The sequence below is a fragment of the Nonomuraea sp. NPDC049419 genome (genome assembly GCF_040676995.1).
GTDB classification, from domain to species: domain Bacteria; phylum Actinomycetota; class Actinomycetes; order Streptosporangiales; family Streptosporangiaceae; genus Nonomuraea; species Nonomuraea salmonea.
Window position 1 is genome coordinate 68,571 of record NZ_JBFAQB010000030.1, and the last position, 18,112, is coordinate 86,682.

Sequence of the window (18,112 nt, forward strand, 5' to 3'; positions counted from 1 at the left end):
GGGAGGGGATGCACCGTCCTGCGGGCGGTGCGCCGGGTGTGGCGGGTCGTCGGTCAGTGGCGCTGGCAGCAGCACAGGCCGGCGGTCAGGCACGCGGCGCCGTAGGCGTTGCGTCGTTCGATGTCCGCGGGCGTCATGGCCTTGGTCACGGTCGCGTCGGAACCGGTCCCGTCGTAGACCACGGCGCCGCCGAGGACGGTGGCCGCGATCGGCATGTCCACGATGGTGTGCGGGTCGCCGTCCAGGACGTCGCCGGACACGACGCACACGTCGCCGGCCATGCCGGGCTCCAGCGTGCCCTTCCACCGTTCGGCGCGGTCCTGCCAGGCGGAGGTCCTGGTGTAGGTGATCAGTGCCTCGTCGGTGCCGATGCGCTCCGCCTCACCGGCGACGCCGCCGAACCGCCCCTCGCGGAGCACCGCCGACTGCACGCCCTGGCGCCAGCTCGGGGCGGTCACCGGTGCGTCCGATGCGCTGGTCACCTTCACCCCCAGGTCGAGGGCGCTGCGGTAGGGCCACTGGTAGTCGGTGCGTTCGGGGCCGAGGTTGGCGTCGAGCGTGCGGCCCAGGAGGTATTTGATCGTGGCGTTCATGTTGACGCCGATGTTGTTGCGGGCCATCGTGCGCAGCGTCTCCCGTGGCGTCAGATCGCCGTGGATGACGTAGTGGCGCGGGTCGCGGAAGCGGCGGTTGCCGCGCATGGCGGCCAGATAGGCCGAGACGACGGCGTCGATCCCCGCGTCGCCGGTGGCATGTGTGCCGACCTGCAGGCCGGCGTTGTGGACGAGCGCGATCATCTCGTGGATGTTCGCGACCGCTTCCTCGATCGTGGCGCCGGCGATGACGGGAACGCCGTTGCGTCCGTCCACGTACGGCGTGTGCAGCCAGGCGGTCTGCGCGGCGGTCGGCACGCCGTCGATGATGAGCTTGCAGCCGGCGACCGTCAGCAGGCGCCGATCGACGCCCTTGAGCGGCCGGTACGCGGCCAGGGTGTCGCGCACCTCCTGCGGGGACCGGCCACCGGTGATCAGCGCGGTCATCCGGATGGCGAGCGTGCCTTCGAGTGACATGCGCCGGTAGAGGTCCAGCTGGGGGTAGCCGATGCCGGGGTCGGTCATGCTGGTGACGCCCTGGGCGTGCAGCAGCGCGATCCCGAGCTTGATCGCGTTCTCCGTCTCCTCCGGGGTGAACGGCGGGACCACGGACTGGATCAGGCTCTGCGCGCTCTCGCGGAGCACGCCGGTGGGCTCGCCGGCGGCGTCCTTCTCGATGACGCCGCCGGGCGGCGGCACGGTGTCCCGGGTGATGCCCGCGAGCTGGAGCACCTTGGAGTTGACCGCGACCATGTGGCCGGAGAAGTCGCGCAGGATGACCGGATGGGCTCCTGAGACGGGGTCGAGGTCCGTCCTGCGCGGTGCGCGGCGCAGCCGGTTCTCGTTCCAGCCTCCGCCGCGGATCCAGGAGTCGGGTGCGCCGGCCTCGGCGACGGCGGCGGCGACCAGGCCGACCAGCTCCTCCATGGTGGCGGTGTCCACGTTGACGGTGAAGGGCGGATGGTCGAAGCCGAGCCCGCCCAGGTGGACGTGCGAGTCGTTGATGCCGGGGAGGACGGTGCCGCCGTTCGCGTTGATCGACCGGGTACGGCGGCCGGACAGCCGCACCATGTCCCGGTCGCTGCCGACGCCGATCACGACGCCGTCGCGGATGGCCACGGCCCGGGCCTGGCGCATGCGGCGATCCATGACCAGGACGCGGCCGTTGTAGACGATCAGGTCCGCCGGCCCCCGCCCCTGGGCGAGGGCGGGAGCGGCGGGCAGCGTCCCGGCCACCGCCATGCCGGCCGACATCGCGGCCGTGGTGCGGAGAAAGCTACGACGGTTCACATCTGTACGCATGTGGGGGGTCCCTTCGAAGGGGCTCGATGCGGCCGGAGTCGGAGACGACTTCCACGGCGCGTGCCACAAAGAATGTTCGGGCCTAAACGACCTGTCAAGATGTTTGGGCCTAAACGATCGGCGGAGATCCGCCGCCGCCACGGCGGCACGGCGCAGGCCGGCACACCCCCCGGCCGTTCGCCGGAGGGCACGCCTTCCGCCGCAGGTCAGGCCAGGGTCACTTCGACGGGCAGCCTCTTGATGCCGTTGACGAAGTTGGAGCGCACGCGCGGCACCTCGCCGGCCAGCCGGATGTCGGCGATGCGCGGGATGAGCTCCTCGAACATGATGCGGATCTCGGTGCGGGCGAGGAGGTTGCCCAGGCACAGGTGCGGGCTGCTCTTGCCGAAGGTGAGGTGGTCGTTGCCGGTGCGGGTGACGTCGAAGCGGTACGGGTCGGGGAAGACCCGCTCGTCGCGGTTGCCGGAGGCGTACCACATGACGACCTTGTCACCCTCCTTGATCTGCTTGCCGCCGAGTTCGACGTCGCGGGTGGCGGTACGGCGGAAGTGGTAGACCGGTGAGGCCCAGCGCAGGAACTCCTCGACCGCGCCCGGGATGCGGGACGGGTCGCGGCGTAGCAGGTCGAGCTGGTCGGGGTGCTGGATGAGCGCGAGCATGGCATGCGAGATGGCATGCCGGGTGGTCTCGTTGCCGGCGACGACCAGCAACAGGAAGTAGTTGTCGAAGTCCTGTTCCGACAGGGGCACGCCGTCGCGCGGGGTCTCGTTGACCAGTCTGGAGACGAGGTCGGTGCCGGCGCCGCCGCGGCGCCGGCGGGCCAGCTCGCGGCCGTAGGCGAAGACCTCCAGGGAGGCGGGGGACCGGAAGGGCAGGTGCCGGTACCGCTCGCTCTCGGCACTGCCGAGCAGGACGTCGGCGTAGTCGGGGTCGGTGTTGCCGATGATCCGGTTGCCCCACTCGATGAGCTGCTTGGTGTCGCCGTCGGGGACGTCGAGCAGGCGGGCCAGCACGTTGATGGGGAAGTCGGCGGAGACCTCGGTGACGAAGTCGAAGGAGCCCTTGGCCAGGGCGGCGTCCAGGGTGGCGGCGGTCAGGCCGCGCAGGTAATCGGTATAGCCGCCGATCACCGAGGCGCCGAACTGGCGCTGCAGCAGACCCCGCAAGGCGCGGTGGCGTACGCCGTCCAGCTCCAGGAGGGACGCACGAATCTTGATCTGGTCGACGTCGACCTCCTCCAGGTTGACGAACTTGGTGGAGGTGAAGGTCTCGGCGTCGCGGTCGACGCGGGCGATGTCCTGGTGCCGGGTGACGGCCCAGAAGCCGGCGTTCGGGGCGGGCTCGGGCTGCCAGTGCACGGGATCCTCGTGGCGCAGGGTGTGGAACATGCGCCAGGGGGTGACGCCGTCGGTGAAGTTGCCGGGGTCGGCGAGGTCGATCTCGCCGAGGGGAAGGGGCTCGGGGATCATGCGGCGGAGCTCCTACAGATGGTGGGCGTATTCGGTGAACTCCCAGTCGGTGACGTGCCGGTGGAAGCGTTCGATCTCGTTGCGTTTGTAGGCGAGGTAGGAGGTGGTGAAGCCCTTGCCGAGCAGGTCGGTCAGCTCGGCGTCGGCCTCGAAGGCGTCCAGCGCGTCGGCGAGCGTCATCGGCAGGACGGCGGCGCGCGAGGTGTCGTAGCCGTAGCCCTCCAGCGGGGGCGGTGGTTCCTGGCCGGCGTGGATGCCGAGCAGCGCGGCCGCGATGGTTCCGGCGATCAGCAGGTACGGGTTGGCGCCGGCGTCGCCGAGCCGGAGTTCGAAACGGGCGCCCGTGCCGCGCTCGGGCGGGATGCGGAGCATGGCGCTGCGGTTGTCCAGGCCCCAGTCGATCAGCCAGGGGGCGAGGGTGTCGGGGCCGAAGCGCTTGTAGGAGTTGATGGTCGGGTTGGCCAGTGCGGTCAGGGCGGGTGCGTGGGCCAGGACGCCGGCGACGGCGTGCCGTGCGGTGGCCGACAGCCCGTACGGAGCCGATGGGTCGTCGAAGCGGTTGCGCCCGTCGCTCTCGCAGGACAGGTGCAGGTGGAAGCCGGAGCCGCCCTCGTCGTTGAACGGCTTGGCCATGAACGTGGCCAGCCGCCCTTCGGCGCGGGCCAGCTCCTTGACGGCCGACTTGAACAGGAAGGTGCGGTCGGCGGCGTCCAGGGCTTCGCCGTGCGCGAGGTTGATCTCGAACTGGCCGCTGCTGAACTCGTGGTTGCCCATGCTGACGTCCAGCCCCAGGTCCCGCAGGTGGCGCAGGGTGCGCAGCAGGTGGCCGTCGGGGTCGCCGCGCCGCCCGGCGGTGTAGACGTTGCCGGGCGCCTCGGCGTAGCGCCGCCATCCGGTGGGGGACCGCTCGCACAGGAAGTACTCCAGTTCGGGGCCGGCGACCGGGCGCAGCCCGTGCTCGGCGCACCGGTCGAGCACGCCGCGCAGCAGATCGCGCGGAGATTCGGGAACCGTCTCGCCGGTCGCGGGGTCGATGACCTCGCCCAGGCACCAGGCGACGCCGGGTTCCCAGGGCAGCGCCCTGATGGTGGCGAGGTCGGGGCGGACCGAGATGTCGGGAAGGCCGGCGTCCAGGCCGCCGGCGACGGGGACCACGTCACCTTGGGGGCTGGTGTGGTAGACGGCGCGGCAGAAGGCCAGCCCGTGCTCGCATGCGCCGGCCAGGTGGTCCACGAGGACGTCCCTGGCCCGGTCGGCGCCGATGAGGTCGGGGTAGACCACGCGGACGACGTCCACGCCGAGTTCGGTCAGGCGGGTCGTATGCCGGTGGATGTCCGGGTCGTCATGCGTGCTCACCGGCGTCTCCTCGAGGGTGGGCGAATCGGCGGAACTCTTGTTTGAGGCCAAACGATATGTGGAGACCCTGGGCCTGGCAAGAGTGGTCTTCGGCCCTTCCTCTTGCGGATTCTTGACCCGGGCACCGCCGTCTCCTTATCTTGTTTGGACTCAAACGAGTTTGGAGGTGTGGCTCATGAAGGTCGTCGTCGACATGACCAGATGCCAGGACCACGGGCAGTGCGTGTTCGCCGCTCCCGAGGTGTTCCAGCTCGACGACTCCGGGCACCTGGCGTACGTCGCCGACCCGGACGAGTCGTTGCGCTCCGAGGTCGAGGACGCGGCGGACGTCTGCCCCCTCCAGGCCATCCGGGTCGAGGCGTGAGCGTCCTCGTCGTCGGCGCCTCGATGAGCGGCCTGCGCGCGGCCGAGCGGTTGCGCGCGGCGGGCTGGTCCGGGCCCATCACCGTCGTTGGCGAGGAGCCGCACATGCCCTACAACCGGCCGCCCCTGTCGAAGGCGGTCCTGGCAGGCAAGGAGCCGTTCGAGTCGCTGGCGCTCCGGCCCCGCGCCAGCCTCGCCGACGCCGCGTGGGTCCTCGGCACGCCTGTCACCACCTCCGACCTGGCCGGGCGGGTCGTCGGCCTGGCCGACGGGACCGAGCTGCCCTTCGACGGCCTGGTCATCGCCACCGGGGTACGCCCCCGGCGGCTGCGCTGCCCCGGGCCGGCCCGGGGACGACACGCGGTGCGCACCATGGAGGACGCCCGCGCGCTGCGAACGGAGCTGGCCCGCCCGGGAGCGCGCGTGGTCGTGGCCGGTGCCGGATTCATCGGCTGCGAGGTCGCCGCCACCGCCGTCGCGCTCGGCGCCGCCGAGGTCACCGTGGCCGACACTGAACCGCTGCCCATGCTCCGGCCCCTCGGCGAGCTGCTGGCCCGCGAGCTGCTGCGCCGCCACGAGCGACGCGGGGTGCGCTTCGCCCTCGGCGCCGCCGTGACGAGCTTCGACGGAGAGGAGCGGGTGACCGGCGTGCGGCTCGCGGACGGGCGGATCCTGGGCGCCGACGTGGTGGTGGAGGCCGTGGGCTCGATCCCCAACACCGAGTGGCTGCGCGGCAACGGCCTGGACCTCACCGACGGCGTGCGCACCGACCAGCTGCTGCGCGCGGGCGGCCTGCCGCACGTCGTGGCGGTGGGCGACGTCGCTCGTTTCCCCAACGCCCGCTACGACGCGGTGCCGCGCCGCATCGAGCACTGGTCGATGTCCGCGGACACCGCCAAGCGCGCCGCCAAGAGCCTGGCGGCCCACCTCGCGGGAGCCGCCCCCGATCCCGAGCCGTTCGCGCCGCTGCCCACCTTCTGGAGCGACCAGCACGACTTCCGCCTGCAGTCCTTCGGCGCCCCGGCACTCGGCCGGGACGACACCCGCGTTCTCGACGGCGAACCAGGCGGGGATCTGGTGGTCGGCTACCACCGCTCCGGCCGCCTGGTCGGCGTCGTGGCCCTCGGCGGTTCCGCCGCCGCCGCGGCTGCCCGCCACCGCTCCACCCTGCTCAAGCAGCCCGCCCTCACCGCGTAAGGAACCTTATGTCCTTCTGGTATCCGCAGACGCCCACCGGCCGGTCCTCGCTGATCCCCGCACCTCCGTGGCACTACTCCGGCGATCTGCTCACCGTCGAGTACCGCACCGACCCGGCCCGGGTGCGCGAGTTGCTGCCCGCGCCGCTGGAACCCGCGGAGGAAGATCCCGGCGCGGTCGCGCTCATCTGGGCCGACTGGCAGTCCTGCGCCGCCTCGGGGGAGGAACTGCTCGACCCGGTACGCGCTCAGTACAAGGAGGCGTTCGCGGTCGTGCGCTGCTCCTACCGGGGGCGCACCTACTCCCGCTGCGTCTACATCTGGGTGGACAAGGACTTCGCCATCGCCCGCGGCATCCACCAGGGCTACCCGAAGAAGCTCGGCTCCATCCACCTGACCCGCCCGCACCCGTACGGGCCCGCGCCGCGCATCGAGGCCGGCGCCCGCTTCGGCGCGACGCTGGCCGCCGCCGATCGCCATCTCGCCCGGACGGTCGTGACGCTGCGCGAGCCCGCGGAGAGCAACGGCTTCGTCAACGACCACCCGATGGCCCACCACCGCCGCCTGCCCTCGGTCGAGAAGGGCGCGGGGCTCGTGCTCGACGAACTGATCGCCTCCGGCGCTGCCTCCTTCGAGGGAGGCACGCCGTGGAGAGGCGAAGCCGACCTGGAGCTGTTCGAGGCGCCCGCGGAAGAGCTGGCCCGGCTGGAGGTCCGCGAACCCATCGCCGCCTACTACCGCCAGGTCGGCGTCGTCTGGGACGGCGGCACCGTACTGGAAACGAAGGAGCAGCCATGACCATCGCCGGCGTCGCCGTGGACACCCGGCACTGGATCGGCGGCGCCCGCGTCGCCTCAGCCGAGACCTTTCCCGACGAGTCGCCCATCGACGGCGGCGTCATCGCGGAGATCGCCCGTGGCGGACAGGCGGAGGCGGACGCCGCGGTCGCCGCCGCGCAGGAGGCGTTCCCCGCCTGGGCCGCCACCTCACGGCAAGAGCGCGCCACCTTGTTGCGCGCCATCGCCGAAGGTGTCGACAAGCGCCGGGAGGACCTGGCGATCGTCGAGACCACCGACAACGGCGCGCTGCTGCGTTCGCACTGGAGTGGCGTGATGCCGCGGGTCGCCCACAACTTCCGCTTCTTCGCCGACTGGCTGGAGGGCCTCGGCCACGACGACTTCACGACATATGTCGGCGGCTCCGCCGCGGGCCGCGGCCACACCAACCACGTCTCCTGGGACCCGGCCGGGCCGTGTGTGCTCATCACGCCGTGGAACGCGCCGCTCATGCTGGCCACCTGGAAGGTCGCCCCCGCGCTCGCCGCCGGCAACACGGTCGTGCTCAAGCCGGCCGAGTGGTCACCGCTGACCGCCTCGCTGCTGGCCGACATCGCGGCCGAGGCCGGGCTGCCCGCCGGGGTGCTCAACGTCGTCCAGGGCTACGGCGCCGAGATCGGGGCCGCGCTGGTGTCCCATCCAGGGGTGCGCCGCATCAGCTTCACCGGCTCCGTCCCCACGGCCCGGCGCATCGCCCGGGCGGCCGCCGCCAACCTCGTACCGGCGAGCTTCGAGCTGGGCGGCAAGTCGCCGCTGCTCGTCTTCGCCGACGCCGACCTCGACCTGGCCGTGGACCTGGCCGTCGAGCAGTACGACAACGCGGGCCAGGTCTGCCTGGCCGCCACCCGCCTGCTCGTGGAGTCCTCGATCGCCGAGGAGTTCACCCGCCGCTTCACCGCGAAAGCCGCGGCTCTGGTGCAGGGCGACCCGCGCGACGAGGCCACCGACGTCGGCCCCACCATCCACGCCCGCCAGCTCGACAAGATCGACGGCTTCGTCCGGCGGGCCCTGACGGCCGGAGCGCGCGCCGTCATCGGCGGCGAGCGCGCGGGCGGCCTCTATTACCAGCCGACCCTGCTCACCGACGTCGCCCAGGACAGCGAGATCGTCCAGGAGGAGGTCTTCGGCCCGGTGCTGACCCTGCAGACCTTCGACACCGAGGACGAGGCGATCCGGCTGGCCAACGACACCCGCTTCGGCCTGGCCGCCACGCTCGCCACCGGCAACCGCGACCGCGCCGACCGGGTCTCCGCCCGGCTGGTCGCCGGGACCGTCTGGGTGAACTGCTTCTTCGTCCGCGACCTGCGCGCACCCTTCGGCGGCTCGCGCGAGTCGGGCATCGGCCGCGAGGGCGGCACCTGGAGCTTCGACTTCTACTGCGACATCAAGAACACCGTGACCGCCGCGAAGGGATGGCACGACCATGGGTGAGATCGCCGGGGCGGGCCTGCTCGCGCACGTCCCCACCATCGTGCTCCCCGAGCAGGACCGGCTGGAGCTGAACGAGGGCAAGGAGATCACTCTCGTCACCGGCCTGCGCGAGCTGCGCAGGGAGGTCTTCGAGACCCTCGACTACGACACCGTCGTCGTGCTCGACTCGCACTGGGCCACGACCGTGGAGTTCGTGGTCACCGCGCAACAGCGCCGCGCCGGACTGTTCACCTCCGAGGAACTGCCCCGCGGCATGTGCCGCATGCCGTACGACTTCCCCGGCGATCCCGAACTCGCGCACAACGTGGCCGCCTTCGCCGGCGAGCACGGCACCTGGATCACCCCGATCGACGACGAGTACCTGCCGATCTACTACGCCACCGTCAACCTGTGGAAGTTCCTCGGCGAGGGACTGCCCGACAAGCGCTGGGTGTCGATCGGCGTCTGCCAGACCGGCGACATGGAGGATCACCTGCGCCTGGGCCGCGCCCTGGCCGACGGCATCGCCGCCACCCCCGGCCGCCAGGTGCTGCTCATCGCCTCCGGCGCGCTGTCGCACACCTTCTGGCCGCTGCGCGAGCTGCGCGACCACGAGGCCAGCGACCCCGTCCACATCCGCACCCCCGAAGCCCGCGAGGCGGATTACGAGCGCATCGCCTGGCTCAAGCAGGGCCGCCACGACCGAGTCCTCGACACCATGCCCGAGTTCTGGCAGTACAAGCCCGAAGCCCGCTTCTCCCACTACCTCATGCTGGCCGGCGCCCTCGGCGAGCGCGCCTGCACCGCCCCCGCCCGCCAGTACGGCCAGTACGAGAACTCCGTCGGCACCGGCCAGGTCCACCTCTGGTTCGACCGTCCTGCCGCCGGCTGGACCGCCCCCCGCGAGGAGAACGCCCATGCCTGAGTACCGCCGCATCCTGCTGGGCGGCGCAGTCGTCGAAACCGTCCGCGACGGGGACGAACTCATCGCCGGCGACGGCCGCCGCGTCAGGATCGACGACGCCGCGCACCTGCCACCGGTCGTCCCCTCGAAGATCATCGCGGTGCACCTCAACCACCGCAGCCGGGTCGAGGAGTTCCAGATCAAGCTGCCGGCCACGCCGACGTACTTCCACAAGCCGACCTCCTCGCTCAACGCCCACCGCGGTGACGTCGTCCGCCCCGAGGGCTGCAAGTGGCTCAACTACGAGGGCGAGGTGGCCATCGTCATCGGCCGTACCTGCCGCAACGTCTCCCCGGCCGAGGCGGGGCAGTACATCGCCGGCTACACCGTCGCCAACGACTTCGGGCTGCACGACTTCCGCGACACCGACGCCGGTTCCATGCTGCGGGTCAAGGGCTCCGACACCCTGTGCCCGCTCGGCCCCGGCCTGGTCACCGGCTGGGACTTCCACGGCAAGTACCTGCGCACCTACGTCAACGGCAGCCTCGTCCAGGACGGCTCCACCGACGAGATGACGTGGGACATGCGCTACCTGGTCGCCGACATCGCCCGCACGATCACCCTGTCACCCGGTGACGTGCTGCTGTCCGGCACGCCCGCCCACTCCCGGCCTGTGCAGCCAGGGGATCTGGTCGAGGTCGAGGTGGAAGGGCTGGGACGGCTGGCCAACCGCGTCGTCACCGGCACCGCGGCCATCCGCGCCGACGTCGGCGCCCAGCCGACCGAATCGGAAGAGGTGCTGTCCACCGCGCTCGGCGGCGACTGGGAGTTCCGCGGCATCCGCCCGCCCCGCCGCGCCTGACCCGTCCCGCCCCCTTGACCTTCTCCCCTGGAGGACACTCCGATGCCCGACGCCGGACACGACGACTGGACCGGCCGCGCCGCGCGGCTGAGACTCCCCTCCGCCCACCACATCGCGGGCACGGACGAGCCCGGAGGCGGCGCCACGTTCACGGTCGTCTCGCCCCGGGACGGCCGGGCCCTGGCCGAGGCCGCCGACGCCGGGCGAGAGGAGGTGGAGCACGCCGTGGCCGCCACCCGCCGGGCCTTCGACCACGGCCCGTGGCCCCGCCTGGCGCCCGCCGAACGCGGCCGCGTCCTGCTGCGCCTCGCCGACCTGATGGAGGACCACCGCGAGGACCTGGCGCTGACCATCAGCCTGGAGATGGGCAAACCCATCAAGGACGCCTACACGATCGAACTGCGCGCCGCCATCTCCACCTTCCGCTGGTACGGCCAGCTCGCCGACAAGCTCACCGACGCCTCCCCGCACGCCGCCCCCGACGTCCTGGCGCTGGTCACCCGCGAGCCCTCCGGCGTGGTCGGCGCGGTCGTACCGTGGAACTTCCCCCTCACCATCGCCGCGTGGAAGGTCGCCCCCGCCCTGGCCACCGGCTGCACGGTGGTGCTCAAGCCCTCAGAACGCACGCCCCTGTCGGCCCTCATGCTGGCGCGGCTGGCCACCGAGGCCGGCCTGCCGCCCGGCGCGTTCAACGTCGTCACCGGGAACGGCCCCGCCGCCGGGCGCGCGCTGGGCCTGCACCCGGACGTGGACGTGCTCGCCTTCACCGGCTCCACCGCCGTCGGCCGCCACTTCCTGCGCTACTCCGCCGACTCCAACCTCAAACGCGTCTGGCTGGAACTCGGTGGCAAGTCGCCCAACATCATCCTGCCCGACGCGCCCGACCTCGACCGGAGCGCCGCCACGGCCGCGTGGGGCATCTTCTTCAACCAGGGCCAGATGTGCACCGCCCCCTCGCGCCTGCTCGTCCACACCTCGATCGCCGAACGCGTGACCGACGCCGTCGTGGCCCGCGCCCGCGCCCTGCGGGCGGGCGACCCCCTGGACCCGGCGACCGAGCTGGGACCGCTGGCCGGCGAGGACCACCTCGCACGGGTGCTCGGCCACGTCGGCGCCGGTGTCGAGGAGGGCGCCCGGTTGCGCACCGGCGGATCGCGCGGGCCGAGCCCCCGCCACCTGGAGCCGACCGTGTTCGACCGGGTCACCCCCGGCATGCGGCTGGCCCGCGAGGAGGTCTTCGGCCCGGTGCTGTCCGTGCTCACCTTCGACGACCTGGACGAGGCGGTCGCGCTGGCCAACGCCACCGAGTACGGCCTGGCCGCCGGCCTGTGGACCGCGAACCTGACCACCGCCCACCAGGTCGCCCGCGCCCTGCGCGCCGGCACGGTATGGGTGAACTGCTACGAGGAAGGCGACCTGACCGTGCCGTTCGGCGGGATGAAGCAGTCCGGCAACGGCCGCGACAAGTCGGTCCACGCCCTGGAGAAGTACACCGACCTCAAGACCACGTGGATCCGGTTGTGAGACCCCTGATCGCCATCCCCGCCCGCTTCTCCGCCTCGGCCTCCGCGCTGCGCCACGCCGCCGAGGTCAACGCGCGCGCCCTCGTCGGAGCCGTCTGGCGGGCGGGCGGTGAACCCGTCACGCTGCACCCGCACGCCCCCGGCGGTCGCGCCGACCCGGTCGAGGTGGCCGGCCGGCTGTCCCGCTTCGACGCCGTCCTGCTGCCGGGCGGAGGCGATCTCGCCCCACACCGCTACGGCGCGGGACGCGTACACGACAGCGTCTACGATGTGGACGACGAGCAGGACGGCTTCGACCTGGAGGCGGCCCGCCAGGCCCTGGCGCTCGGCCTGCCCCTGCTGGCCGTCTGCCGCGGCCTGCACGTCGTCAACACCGTGTTCGGTGGCACGCTGGAGCAGGACATGGGCGATACGGGTCACCGGCATGTCGTGCACCCGGTCGCCGTACTGCCGGGGTCGTCGCTCGAACGGGTGACCGGCGCGCAGAAGGTGCGCGCGTCCTGCTACCACCACCAGAGGGTGGCCCGGCTCGGCACGAACCTGGCCGTCACGGCCGAGGCGGCCGACGGGACCATCGAGGCCGTCGAAGCCCCCGGCGCACCCTCCTGGTTCCTCGCCGTGCAGTGGCACCCGGAGGACACCGACGGCGAGGACGACGCGCAACGAGCCCTCTTCGCCGCCTTCGTCGGCGCGGCCCGCCGCCGCTGATCAGCCGCTCTGACGGCGGCGGCGGCCGCTGCGGCGCGGGGCCGGCTCGGCACCGCCCAGCAGCGCCAGCCGCCGCTCCTCGCCATGCTCCTCCACCTGCAGGACGACCTGGCGCAACCCGTTCGCCAGGGCGCGGCAGGCGTCCTCGTCGAGCCGCGAGGTCACGAACGTCTCCTCGGCGTTGAACTCCGGAAAGACCCGCCGCATCAGCTCCTCACCCTCCGCCGTGAGGCTGAGCAGCAGCAGCCTGCCGTCCGACGGATGCTCCGAGCGCCTGACCAGCCCACGCGACTCCAGCGTACGGATGACGCCGGTCAGTGTGCCTTTGGAGATCCCGGACTCCTCCGCCACGTGGCGGCTCTCCGACTCGCCCCAGATCCAGATCACCCACAGCACCACGAACGCGGTCCAGGTCAGATCGCTGCTGCGCAGGACCGCGTTCTCCAGATGCTGGCGGACCGCCGCCGCGGCGCGGTAGATGTTGGCCACGACCGCCATGCTCCGGTGGTTGACCGGCGTGCCGCCGAGTTTCGCCTCGACCAGCTTCTCCGCCTCGGTGATGGACCGTTGCCCGGGCACGCGGCCTCCCTAAACCGGCACACGAAAATCGTTCGACTCCAAATTATACGGTCGGATGCCGCGCATGAGCTCGATCGTCGGCCGGCTCAGACGACGAGGGGCGCATGCAGGAGGAACAGGGCGTACGCGGCCAGCGTGGAGTCATCGGTGACCACCCCGTCGCGGACCATGCGTTCGAACTCCGCCCGCGAGAACCACTGACGCCGCAGATCCTGCTCTTCGGCCTCCGGTCTCGCTTCCCCGTGGGTCAGCTGCGAGGCCACGAACACATTGAAGCCCTGTGACGACATGCCGGTCGCGCAGTTGAGCCGTCCCAGATGCCGCATCGCCCCGGCCGTGATGCCGGTTTCCTCGTGCAGCTCCTGCCGAGCCACCGCTTCGGGATCGCCCGTGGCCAGACCGGGCAGCGCTCCTTGGACGAACTCCCACGATCGGGCACGCACCGGATACCGATACTGCTCCACCAGATGGAAACCGTCGTTCTCGACCGCGATGACCAGCGCGAAATCGGGCTTGTCCACGTAGCTGTAGACGCCTTCACCCCCGTCCAGGCGGGCGATCCGGTCTTCGCGCAGCCGCATGTACGGCGACTCGTAGACCACCTTCGTGGAGATCTGGCGGATGGCGTGCTTGACGTCCGGCTCCATGGTCTCACCCTTCCTTCATCTCAACGAGTAGCAGTATAGCTGTATATACAGTTAGTGTACGATTGTCCATGTGAACGCGACAGCCAAGCGGCCCGAGGATTTCGCCCCTCGCTACTTCGTCATCGAACAGGCACTGCGCGAGCGCATCGCCGCCGCGCAGCCAGGCGACGCGCTGCCCTCGGAGACGGAGTTGAGCGAAGAGTTCGCCGTCAGCAGGATGACCGCTCGTGTGGCCGTGCAGCGCCTGGTCGCCGACGGTCTGGTGGTCCGGAGCCCGGGCCGGGGCACCTTCGTGGCTCCGCCGCCGGGCAGCCGCCGCGCCGAGAGCCTGGTGCGGTTCAGCGAGGAGATCCGCAGGCGCGGGCAGCGGCCTTCCTCCCGGCTGCTCACGGCCGGCACGCGCCCCGCCACCGCGCAGGAGACCGACCGGCTGCGGCTGGGCAAGCGAGCCCGGGTCATCGCCGTCGAACGCGTCCGGCTCGCGGACGAGGTACCGATCGCCCTCGAACGCGCGGTGTTCCCCGGCGGCCTGCGCGGTCTGCTGGAGGCCGACCTCGAGCACGGCTCCCTGCACGCCACACTGATCGAGCTCGGCCACACCCCGGCCCGCGGCCACGCCCGCATCGGCGCCCGAGCCGCGAGCGAGGATGAGGCCGCCCTGCTCGCTGTAGACCCCGGCGCACCGCTGCTCGTCGAGCACCGCCTCATCCTCGATCAGCACGACGAGCCGGTGGAGCTCACCGACACCCTCTACGTCGCCGTCCGCTACGGGCTCGACGTCGCCTTCACCGTCGAGTCCCCGGCGAGCGACCCCCTCCGCCCCTGAACGTCACCCCCACCCATCCCCGATGACCACCAAGGGAGCCAGACAACCGTGATCCGCACCGTCGCCGACGTCGCCAAGATGATCGATCACTCGCTGCTGCGGCCTGAGCTGACCAGCGACGACGTACGAGCGGGATGCGACCTGGCCGCCCGCTACAACGTCGCGTCCGTCTGCGTCAAACCGTGTGACGTGCAGTCGGCCGCCGAGCGGCTCACGGGCAGCGGCGTGGCGGTCGGCACGGTGGTCGGCTTCCCGCACGGCTCCTCCTCCCCACGCGTCAAAGCGGCCGAGGCGCGCGCCGCCGTCCACGACGGAGCCGGGGAGCTCGACATGGTGCTCAACATCGGACGCCTGCGCGCCGGCGAAGACGAGGCCGTGCTCGCCGACATCCGTGCCGTCGTGGAGTCGGTCCCCGGCATCGTGGTGAAGGTCATCTTCGAGAACGCCTACCTCACCGATGACGAGAAGATCCGGGCCTGCCAGCTCAGTGAGCAAGCCGGCGCCACGTACGTCAAGACCTCCACCGGGTTCGCGTCCGGCGGCGCGACCCTGGCCGACATCCGGCTCATGCGCGCCCATGTCTCCGACCGGGTCAAGGTCAAGGCCGCCGGCGGCATCCGCACCCTGGACGTGCTGCTGAAGTTCAACGAGGCGGGCGCCACCCGCTTCGGCGCCACCGCCACCGCGGCGATCCTGGACGACCTCAGCGCGCGGCTCACGCGCCAGGGGCACGCGGGCGATTCATGCTGATAGAGCATTCACGCGGGGGCGACGCTGGGCGCTGGGTCGCGGACTGCCTCACCGTGTTCGTGGAGGCGTGAAGCTCCCCGCATTCGGCCGGCTGATGGTGCGAAGTCATCGGCCTGCTGGGGGATGCACGGTGTCGATGAGGTCGGTCAGGAACGCGTCGAGGCCATATGCCTTGAGCGTCTCGGACACAGCCCGGACAAGCGATCGAGCCGCCCGGAGCGGGGCGTAGCAAGCCAGCGGATCGGCATAACAACGCGGTTGCGCAAGACTGGGCGTTCACGCACCAAAAGCAATTGCATGAGATGCGACTGGAGGCGACAGACGGCTACCCACGTGAGGATGCCGAGTGGTCGTTCGACTTCACTCGACGGCACGATCAGCTATTTCCTGTTGCGCAAGACCTCTGGAAGAAGGGCAAGCTGCGTGACAAGGCGAGGAGAGACTGCGATCAGAAAATAGGCAACGTCCCGAAGCGCGCCAAGCTGTAGAGCTTGATGCATCGGAGGGCGTACACCTATCCGTATTGGTCTAGATCGGTGCAGAGGGAAACTAACTAGTGGTCCGCCCTATCAGACTCTTCGCTGTTGTTGTAGTCGCCATGGTAACCCGCTTCACAGCATCGCAACGGGTGGCCAGGGGCGAGATATACACCGAATTTCTGAGCCGGGGCTAGGCTCAGGTGAACAAAGCGGATCAGTCAGTGTGCGGCGGTTGCATCGACGGCGTGACAATCAATTTGGATGGTAAGATCATCGATGTCACTAGTACTGTAAGGCAAGACGCGCTGGTCGAAGTTCGGGCTGTGTTCAGGTTGTAAAACCGAAGAAGGATTGCGCGTCTCGAAGTGGCGATTCTCCTTCTGAGGCTTTGTAACACGCTCCTGTGTCATTTTCGTGACACATTGATTTCGTGTTGCAATTGGCAGATCGGCCGCTGGTTACGCGAATGTAAGCGGGGTTGAGGTGTCCGCGGGCACGTCGGATGGGGCGCAGCGGTTGCGTAGCCGTTGGTTCTCGGGATTGCGGAAGCGCCAGCCGTTCGAGTTCGGGCAGGGCAGAGGCGGCACAGCGGTCGCTCACCTGGCCGGCCATGGGGAGTCACGGCCGCCGCCCTGGTCTTCACGGTGAAAGCCGGCGAGGCCGGCCACCGCCTGCCGGCTCGGCAACGCCGTACAGGACGGGGGAGCGCTGAGGCCCGCCTAGTTGATCGTCGAGAGGAGCCACCCGAGCGTCGTGTTGATCAATTCGGCGAATTGGTCGGGATAGATGGCGAACAAGGCGATGAAGACGACGATCGCCGGGACCACGGCCACGTAGCCGAGGACGAGCCCCGCCACTCCCACGCCGTGGCCGGACCTGGCGCCGTTCTTGGTCTGCCTGGCGGCCACGTGGCCCAGAATGATCGCGATGATGGACGGCAGGCCGGCGAGGCACCAGCCGCCCAGCAGGCCGAGGATCCCGAACACCAGGGCGGCGGCGGCCAAGCCCGACGATCGTGGCGCGGCGGCGGGTGGAGGAGGCGGAGGCGGATACATGCGTCATCATCCTCCTGAGAGGGCGTCAACCGACACGATCCTCCATTCCCGCCCGCTGATCAATCGGGTTCCGGAAGGCGAGGACCGCGGCTACCCTCCGGTGCACGTTCCCGCTGTTCTGCAGCTCCGGCTTGGTCATGATGGCGTTCACGTACTTCTCCACCGACCAGATCGGCAGGTGCCGGGCCCAGGCGATGGTCGAGTTCGAACGCCGTGCGCACGCTCTGCGCCGCACGGCGCATCCCCACCCGCGCTTCCGAACCCGTACAACTCAACCTGATCTGGATGGAATTCTGATGGTTGCGGCCAGCATGACCACGGCGATGACCAGGCCCAGTACGTCCACCGCCAGGCCGCGTTGCTTGCCCGGTACGCGTTTGGCGGCGTCTTTTCCGGTGGTGGAGGCGGGGACGCAGGCCGCGACGTGGACGCTCTGGGTGTCCAGCACGACCAGGCTCGGGTCGGCTAATCGTTTCTTCTTCTCGCGCAGGTGCCAGCGCAGCAGGTCGTGGATCGTCTTGTCGGTGCCGTCGTCGCGCCACTTGCGGAAGTAGTAGTACGTCGCGCTCTTGGGCGGCAGGTCATGCGGGGGGTAGTCCCATTGCACGCCGGTCCGTCCCTGGTAGCGGATGGCGTTGACGATCTCACGCAGTTCGTAGTTGCCCTGGTAGCCGCGACGGACGGGTGCGCGGCCTTCTATGCGGTGAGTACCGGTTCGATCAACGCCCACTGCACGTCGGATAGGTCGCTCGGGTACTGCTTGCGCTCAGCCACCCACCCATCACAGCACGGCCGGACCCGCCAACCGGTAACACTGCAAATCCCTACGATCACACTGCGACATCACCGGCATACGCTCGCAAACTGCACTCTCACCACATGAGAACGCTTCGGCCCTGATGGGGTCGGTTGGAGGTCGTTCGGCAATTTTCCGCGAATTGCCTGGCAGACTGGTGCAATAGAAGGCATGTCCCGATCTCCCCGTGTGCTGCCGCGCGGGCTCATTGCAGCGGCCGCGGTCATCGTCGCGGTCGTGGCGGTTCGCGCTCGCCGCGGAGCCCCAACCGCGACCCCTACACCCGTCAGCAACACACAGGAGAACACTGCGAGCGCTACGCCGCAGGACCCACCTGTGCATGTCCCGCCCCGTGGGCGCCGGCTAGGCCGTGTTTCGAAAGATCACGTGTGAGGCGTGTCGGTGATCGTTGAACGAAGAGGTCTCCGGTAGTTGGTTCAACGACCAAGAAGAACGAA

The 18,112-nt window shown here is 70.4% G+C and carries 17 protein-coding genes; 10 read left to right on the top strand and 7 right to left on the bottom strand.

Annotated elements, in window-relative coordinates:
- Nucleotides 1–53: 53 nt before the first annotated feature.
- The 3 genes from AB0K12_RS45280 to AB0K12_RS45290 all read right to left on the bottom strand — a co-directional run bounded on the left by AB0K12_RS45280 (nt 54) and on the right by AB0K12_RS45290 (nt 4,720).
- Nucleotides 54–1,895 (bottom strand): amidohydrolase, encoded by a 1,842-nt coding sequence (locus AB0K12_RS45280; RefSeq protein WP_364574990.1) that lies wholly within the window; start codon nt 1,893–1,895, stop codon nt 54–56.
- Nucleotides 1,896–2,101: 206 nt separating this feature from the next.
- Nucleotides 2,102–3,364 carry a cytochrome P450 gene (locus tag AB0K12_RS45285; RefSeq protein ID WP_364574992.1) on the bottom strand — a complete coding sequence of 421 codons (1,263 nt, stop codon included), beginning with the start codon at nt 3,362–3,364 and terminating at the stop codon, nt 2,102–2,104.
- Nucleotides 3,365–3,376: 12 nt separating this feature from the next.
- On the bottom strand, nt 3,377–4,720 hold the full coding sequence (locus AB0K12_RS45290; protein ID WP_364574994.1) for a glutamine synthetase family protein: 1,344 nt from the start codon (nt 4,718–4,720) through the stop codon (nt 3,377–3,379).
- Nucleotides 4,721–4,895: 175 nt separating this feature from the next.
- On the opposite strand from AB0K12_RS45290, the gene AB0K12_RS45295 reads away from it, so the two are divergent.
- Genes AB0K12_RS45295 through AB0K12_RS45330 form a run of 8 tightly spaced genes read left to right on the top strand, consistent with a single transcriptional unit; the run spans nt 4,896 to nt 12,522 of the window.
- Nucleotides 4,896–5,084 carry a ferredoxin gene (locus tag AB0K12_RS45295; RefSeq protein WP_364574996.1) on the top strand — a complete coding sequence of 63 codons (189 nt, stop codon included), beginning with the start codon at nt 4,896–4,898 and terminating at the stop codon, nt 5,082–5,084.
- Nucleotides 5,081–6,280 carry an FAD-dependent oxidoreductase gene (locus AB0K12_RS45300; protein ID WP_364574998.1) on the top strand — a complete coding sequence of 400 codons (1,200 nt, stop codon included), beginning with the start codon at nt 5,081–5,083 and terminating at the stop codon, nt 6,278–6,280. The genes AB0K12_RS45295 and AB0K12_RS45300 overlap by 4 nt, the downstream gene beginning before the upstream one ends.
- A gap of 8 nt (nt 6,281–6,288) precedes the next feature.
- Nucleotides 6,289–7,077, top strand: coding sequence for an acetoacetate decarboxylase family protein (locus tag AB0K12_RS45305; protein ID WP_364575000.1), 789 nt, complete (start codon nt 6,289–6,291; stop codon nt 7,075–7,077).
- The gene (locus AB0K12_RS45310) at nt 7,074–8,546 is read left to right on the top strand and encodes an aldehyde dehydrogenase (RefSeq protein ID WP_364575002.1); all 1,473 of its coding nucleotides are present in this window, start codon (nt 7,074–7,076) and stop codon (nt 8,544–8,546) included. The genes AB0K12_RS45305 and AB0K12_RS45310 overlap by 4 nt, the downstream gene beginning before the upstream one ends.
- Nucleotides 8,539–9,450 carry a 3,4-dihydroxyphenylacetate 2,3-dioxygenase gene (locus AB0K12_RS45315; RefSeq protein WP_364575004.1) on the top strand — a complete coding sequence of 304 codons (912 nt, stop codon included), beginning with the start codon at nt 8,539–8,541 and terminating at the stop codon, nt 9,448–9,450. The genes AB0K12_RS45310 and AB0K12_RS45315 overlap by 8 nt, the downstream gene beginning before the upstream one ends.
- Nucleotides 9,443–10,291: a fumarylacetoacetate hydrolase family protein gene (locus AB0K12_RS45320; protein WP_364575006.1), complete on the top strand. Its 849-nt coding sequence runs from the start codon at nt 9,443–9,445 to the stop codon at nt 10,289–10,291. Before AB0K12_RS45315 ends, AB0K12_RS45320 begins: the two co-directional genes overlap by 8 nt.
- Nucleotides 10,292–10,333: 42 nt before the next feature.
- Entirely contained in the window at nt 10,334–11,815 is a 1,482-nt protein-coding gene (locus AB0K12_RS45325) for an aldehyde dehydrogenase (protein ID WP_364575008.1), read from the top strand.
- On the top strand, nt 11,812–12,522 hold the full coding sequence (locus AB0K12_RS45330; RefSeq protein WP_364575010.1) for a gamma-glutamyl-gamma-aminobutyrate hydrolase family protein: 711 nt from the start codon (nt 11,812–11,814) through the stop codon (nt 12,520–12,522). The genes AB0K12_RS45325 and AB0K12_RS45330 overlap by 4 nt, the downstream gene beginning before the upstream one ends.
- On the opposite strand, the gene AB0K12_RS45335 is transcribed toward AB0K12_RS45330, so the two are convergent.
- Together AB0K12_RS45335 and AB0K12_RS45340 are read right to left on the bottom strand one after the other, a co-directional pair.
- A complete protein-coding gene (locus tag AB0K12_RS45335) occupies nt 12,523–13,101 on the bottom strand; it encodes a MarR family transcriptional regulator (protein WP_364575012.1) in 579 nt (192 codons plus the stop codon). It lies immediately after the preceding gene.
- Between the two features lie 86 nt (nt 13,102–13,187).
- Nucleotides 13,188–13,748, bottom strand: a complete 561-nt coding sequence (locus tag AB0K12_RS45340) for an NUDIX hydrolase (protein ID WP_364575014.1) — start codon at nt 13,746–13,748, stop codon at nt 13,188–13,190.
- Nucleotides 13,749–13,818: 70 nt separating this feature from the next.
- On the opposite strand from AB0K12_RS45340, the gene AB0K12_RS45345 reads away from it, so the two are divergent.
- Together AB0K12_RS45345 and deoC are read left to right on the top strand one after the other, a co-directional pair.
- Nucleotides 13,819–14,574: a GntR family transcriptional regulator gene (locus AB0K12_RS45345; RefSeq protein ID WP_364575016.1), complete on the top strand. Its 756-nt coding sequence runs from the start codon at nt 13,819–13,821 to the stop codon at nt 14,572–14,574.
- Nucleotides 14,575–14,622: 48 nt separating this feature from the next.
- Nucleotides 14,623–15,324: a deoxyribose-phosphate aldolase gene (gene deoC / locus AB0K12_RS45350; RefSeq protein WP_364575018.1), complete on the top strand. Its 702-nt coding sequence runs from the start codon at nt 14,623–14,625 to the stop codon at nt 15,322–15,324.
- A 1,198-nt stretch (nt 15,325–16,522) separates the two neighbouring features.
- Here deoC and AB0K12_RS45355 read toward each other — a convergent pair.
- Complete coding sequence (locus tag AB0K12_RS45355; RefSeq protein ID WP_364575020.1) at nt 16,523–16,807, bottom strand: DUF4190 domain-containing protein; 285 nt, start codon at nt 16,805–16,807, stop codon at nt 16,523–16,525.
- A 322-nt stretch (nt 16,808–17,129) separates the two neighbouring features.
- A complete protein-coding gene (locus tag AB0K12_RS45360; protein ID WP_364575022.1) occupies nt 17,130–17,588 on the bottom strand; it encodes a transposase in 459 nt (152 codons plus the stop codon).
- Nucleotides 17,589–18,112 lie beyond the last annotated feature (524 nt).

Bases quoted from the DNA above. Each gene is read 5' to 3' on its own strand.
- AB0K12_RS45280 (WP_364574990.1), bottom strand. From the start codon at position 1,895: ATGCGTACAGATGTGAACCGTCGTAGCTTTCTCCGCACCACGGCCGCG.
- AB0K12_RS45285 (WP_364574992.1), bottom strand. From the start codon at position 3,364: ATGATCCCCGAGCCCCTTCCCCTCGGCGAGATCGACCTCGCCGACCCC.
- AB0K12_RS45295 (WP_364574996.1), top strand. From the start codon at position 4,896: ATGAAGGTCGTCGTCGACATGACCAGATGCCAGGACCACGGGCAGTGC.
- AB0K12_RS45305 (WP_364575000.1), top strand. From the start codon at position 6,289: ATGTCCTTCTGGTATCCGCAGACGCCCACCGGCCGGTCCTCGCTGATC.
- AB0K12_RS45310 (WP_364575002.1), top strand. From the start codon at position 7,074: ATGACCATCGCCGGCGTCGCCGTGGACACCCGGCACTGGATCGGCGGC.
- AB0K12_RS45315 (WP_364575004.1), top strand. From the start codon at position 8,539: ATGGGTGAGATCGCCGGGGCGGGCCTGCTCGCGCACGTCCCCACCATC.
- AB0K12_RS45320 (WP_364575006.1), top strand. From the start codon at position 9,443: ATGCCTGAGTACCGCCGCATCCTGCTGGGCGGCGCAGTCGTCGAAACC.
- AB0K12_RS45325 (WP_364575008.1), top strand. From the start codon at position 10,334: ATGCCCGACGCCGGACACGACGACTGGACCGGCCGCGCCGCGCGGCTG.
- AB0K12_RS45340 (WP_364575014.1), bottom strand. From the start codon at position 13,748: ATGGAGCCGGACGTCAAGCACGCCATCCGCCAGATCTCCACGAAGGTG.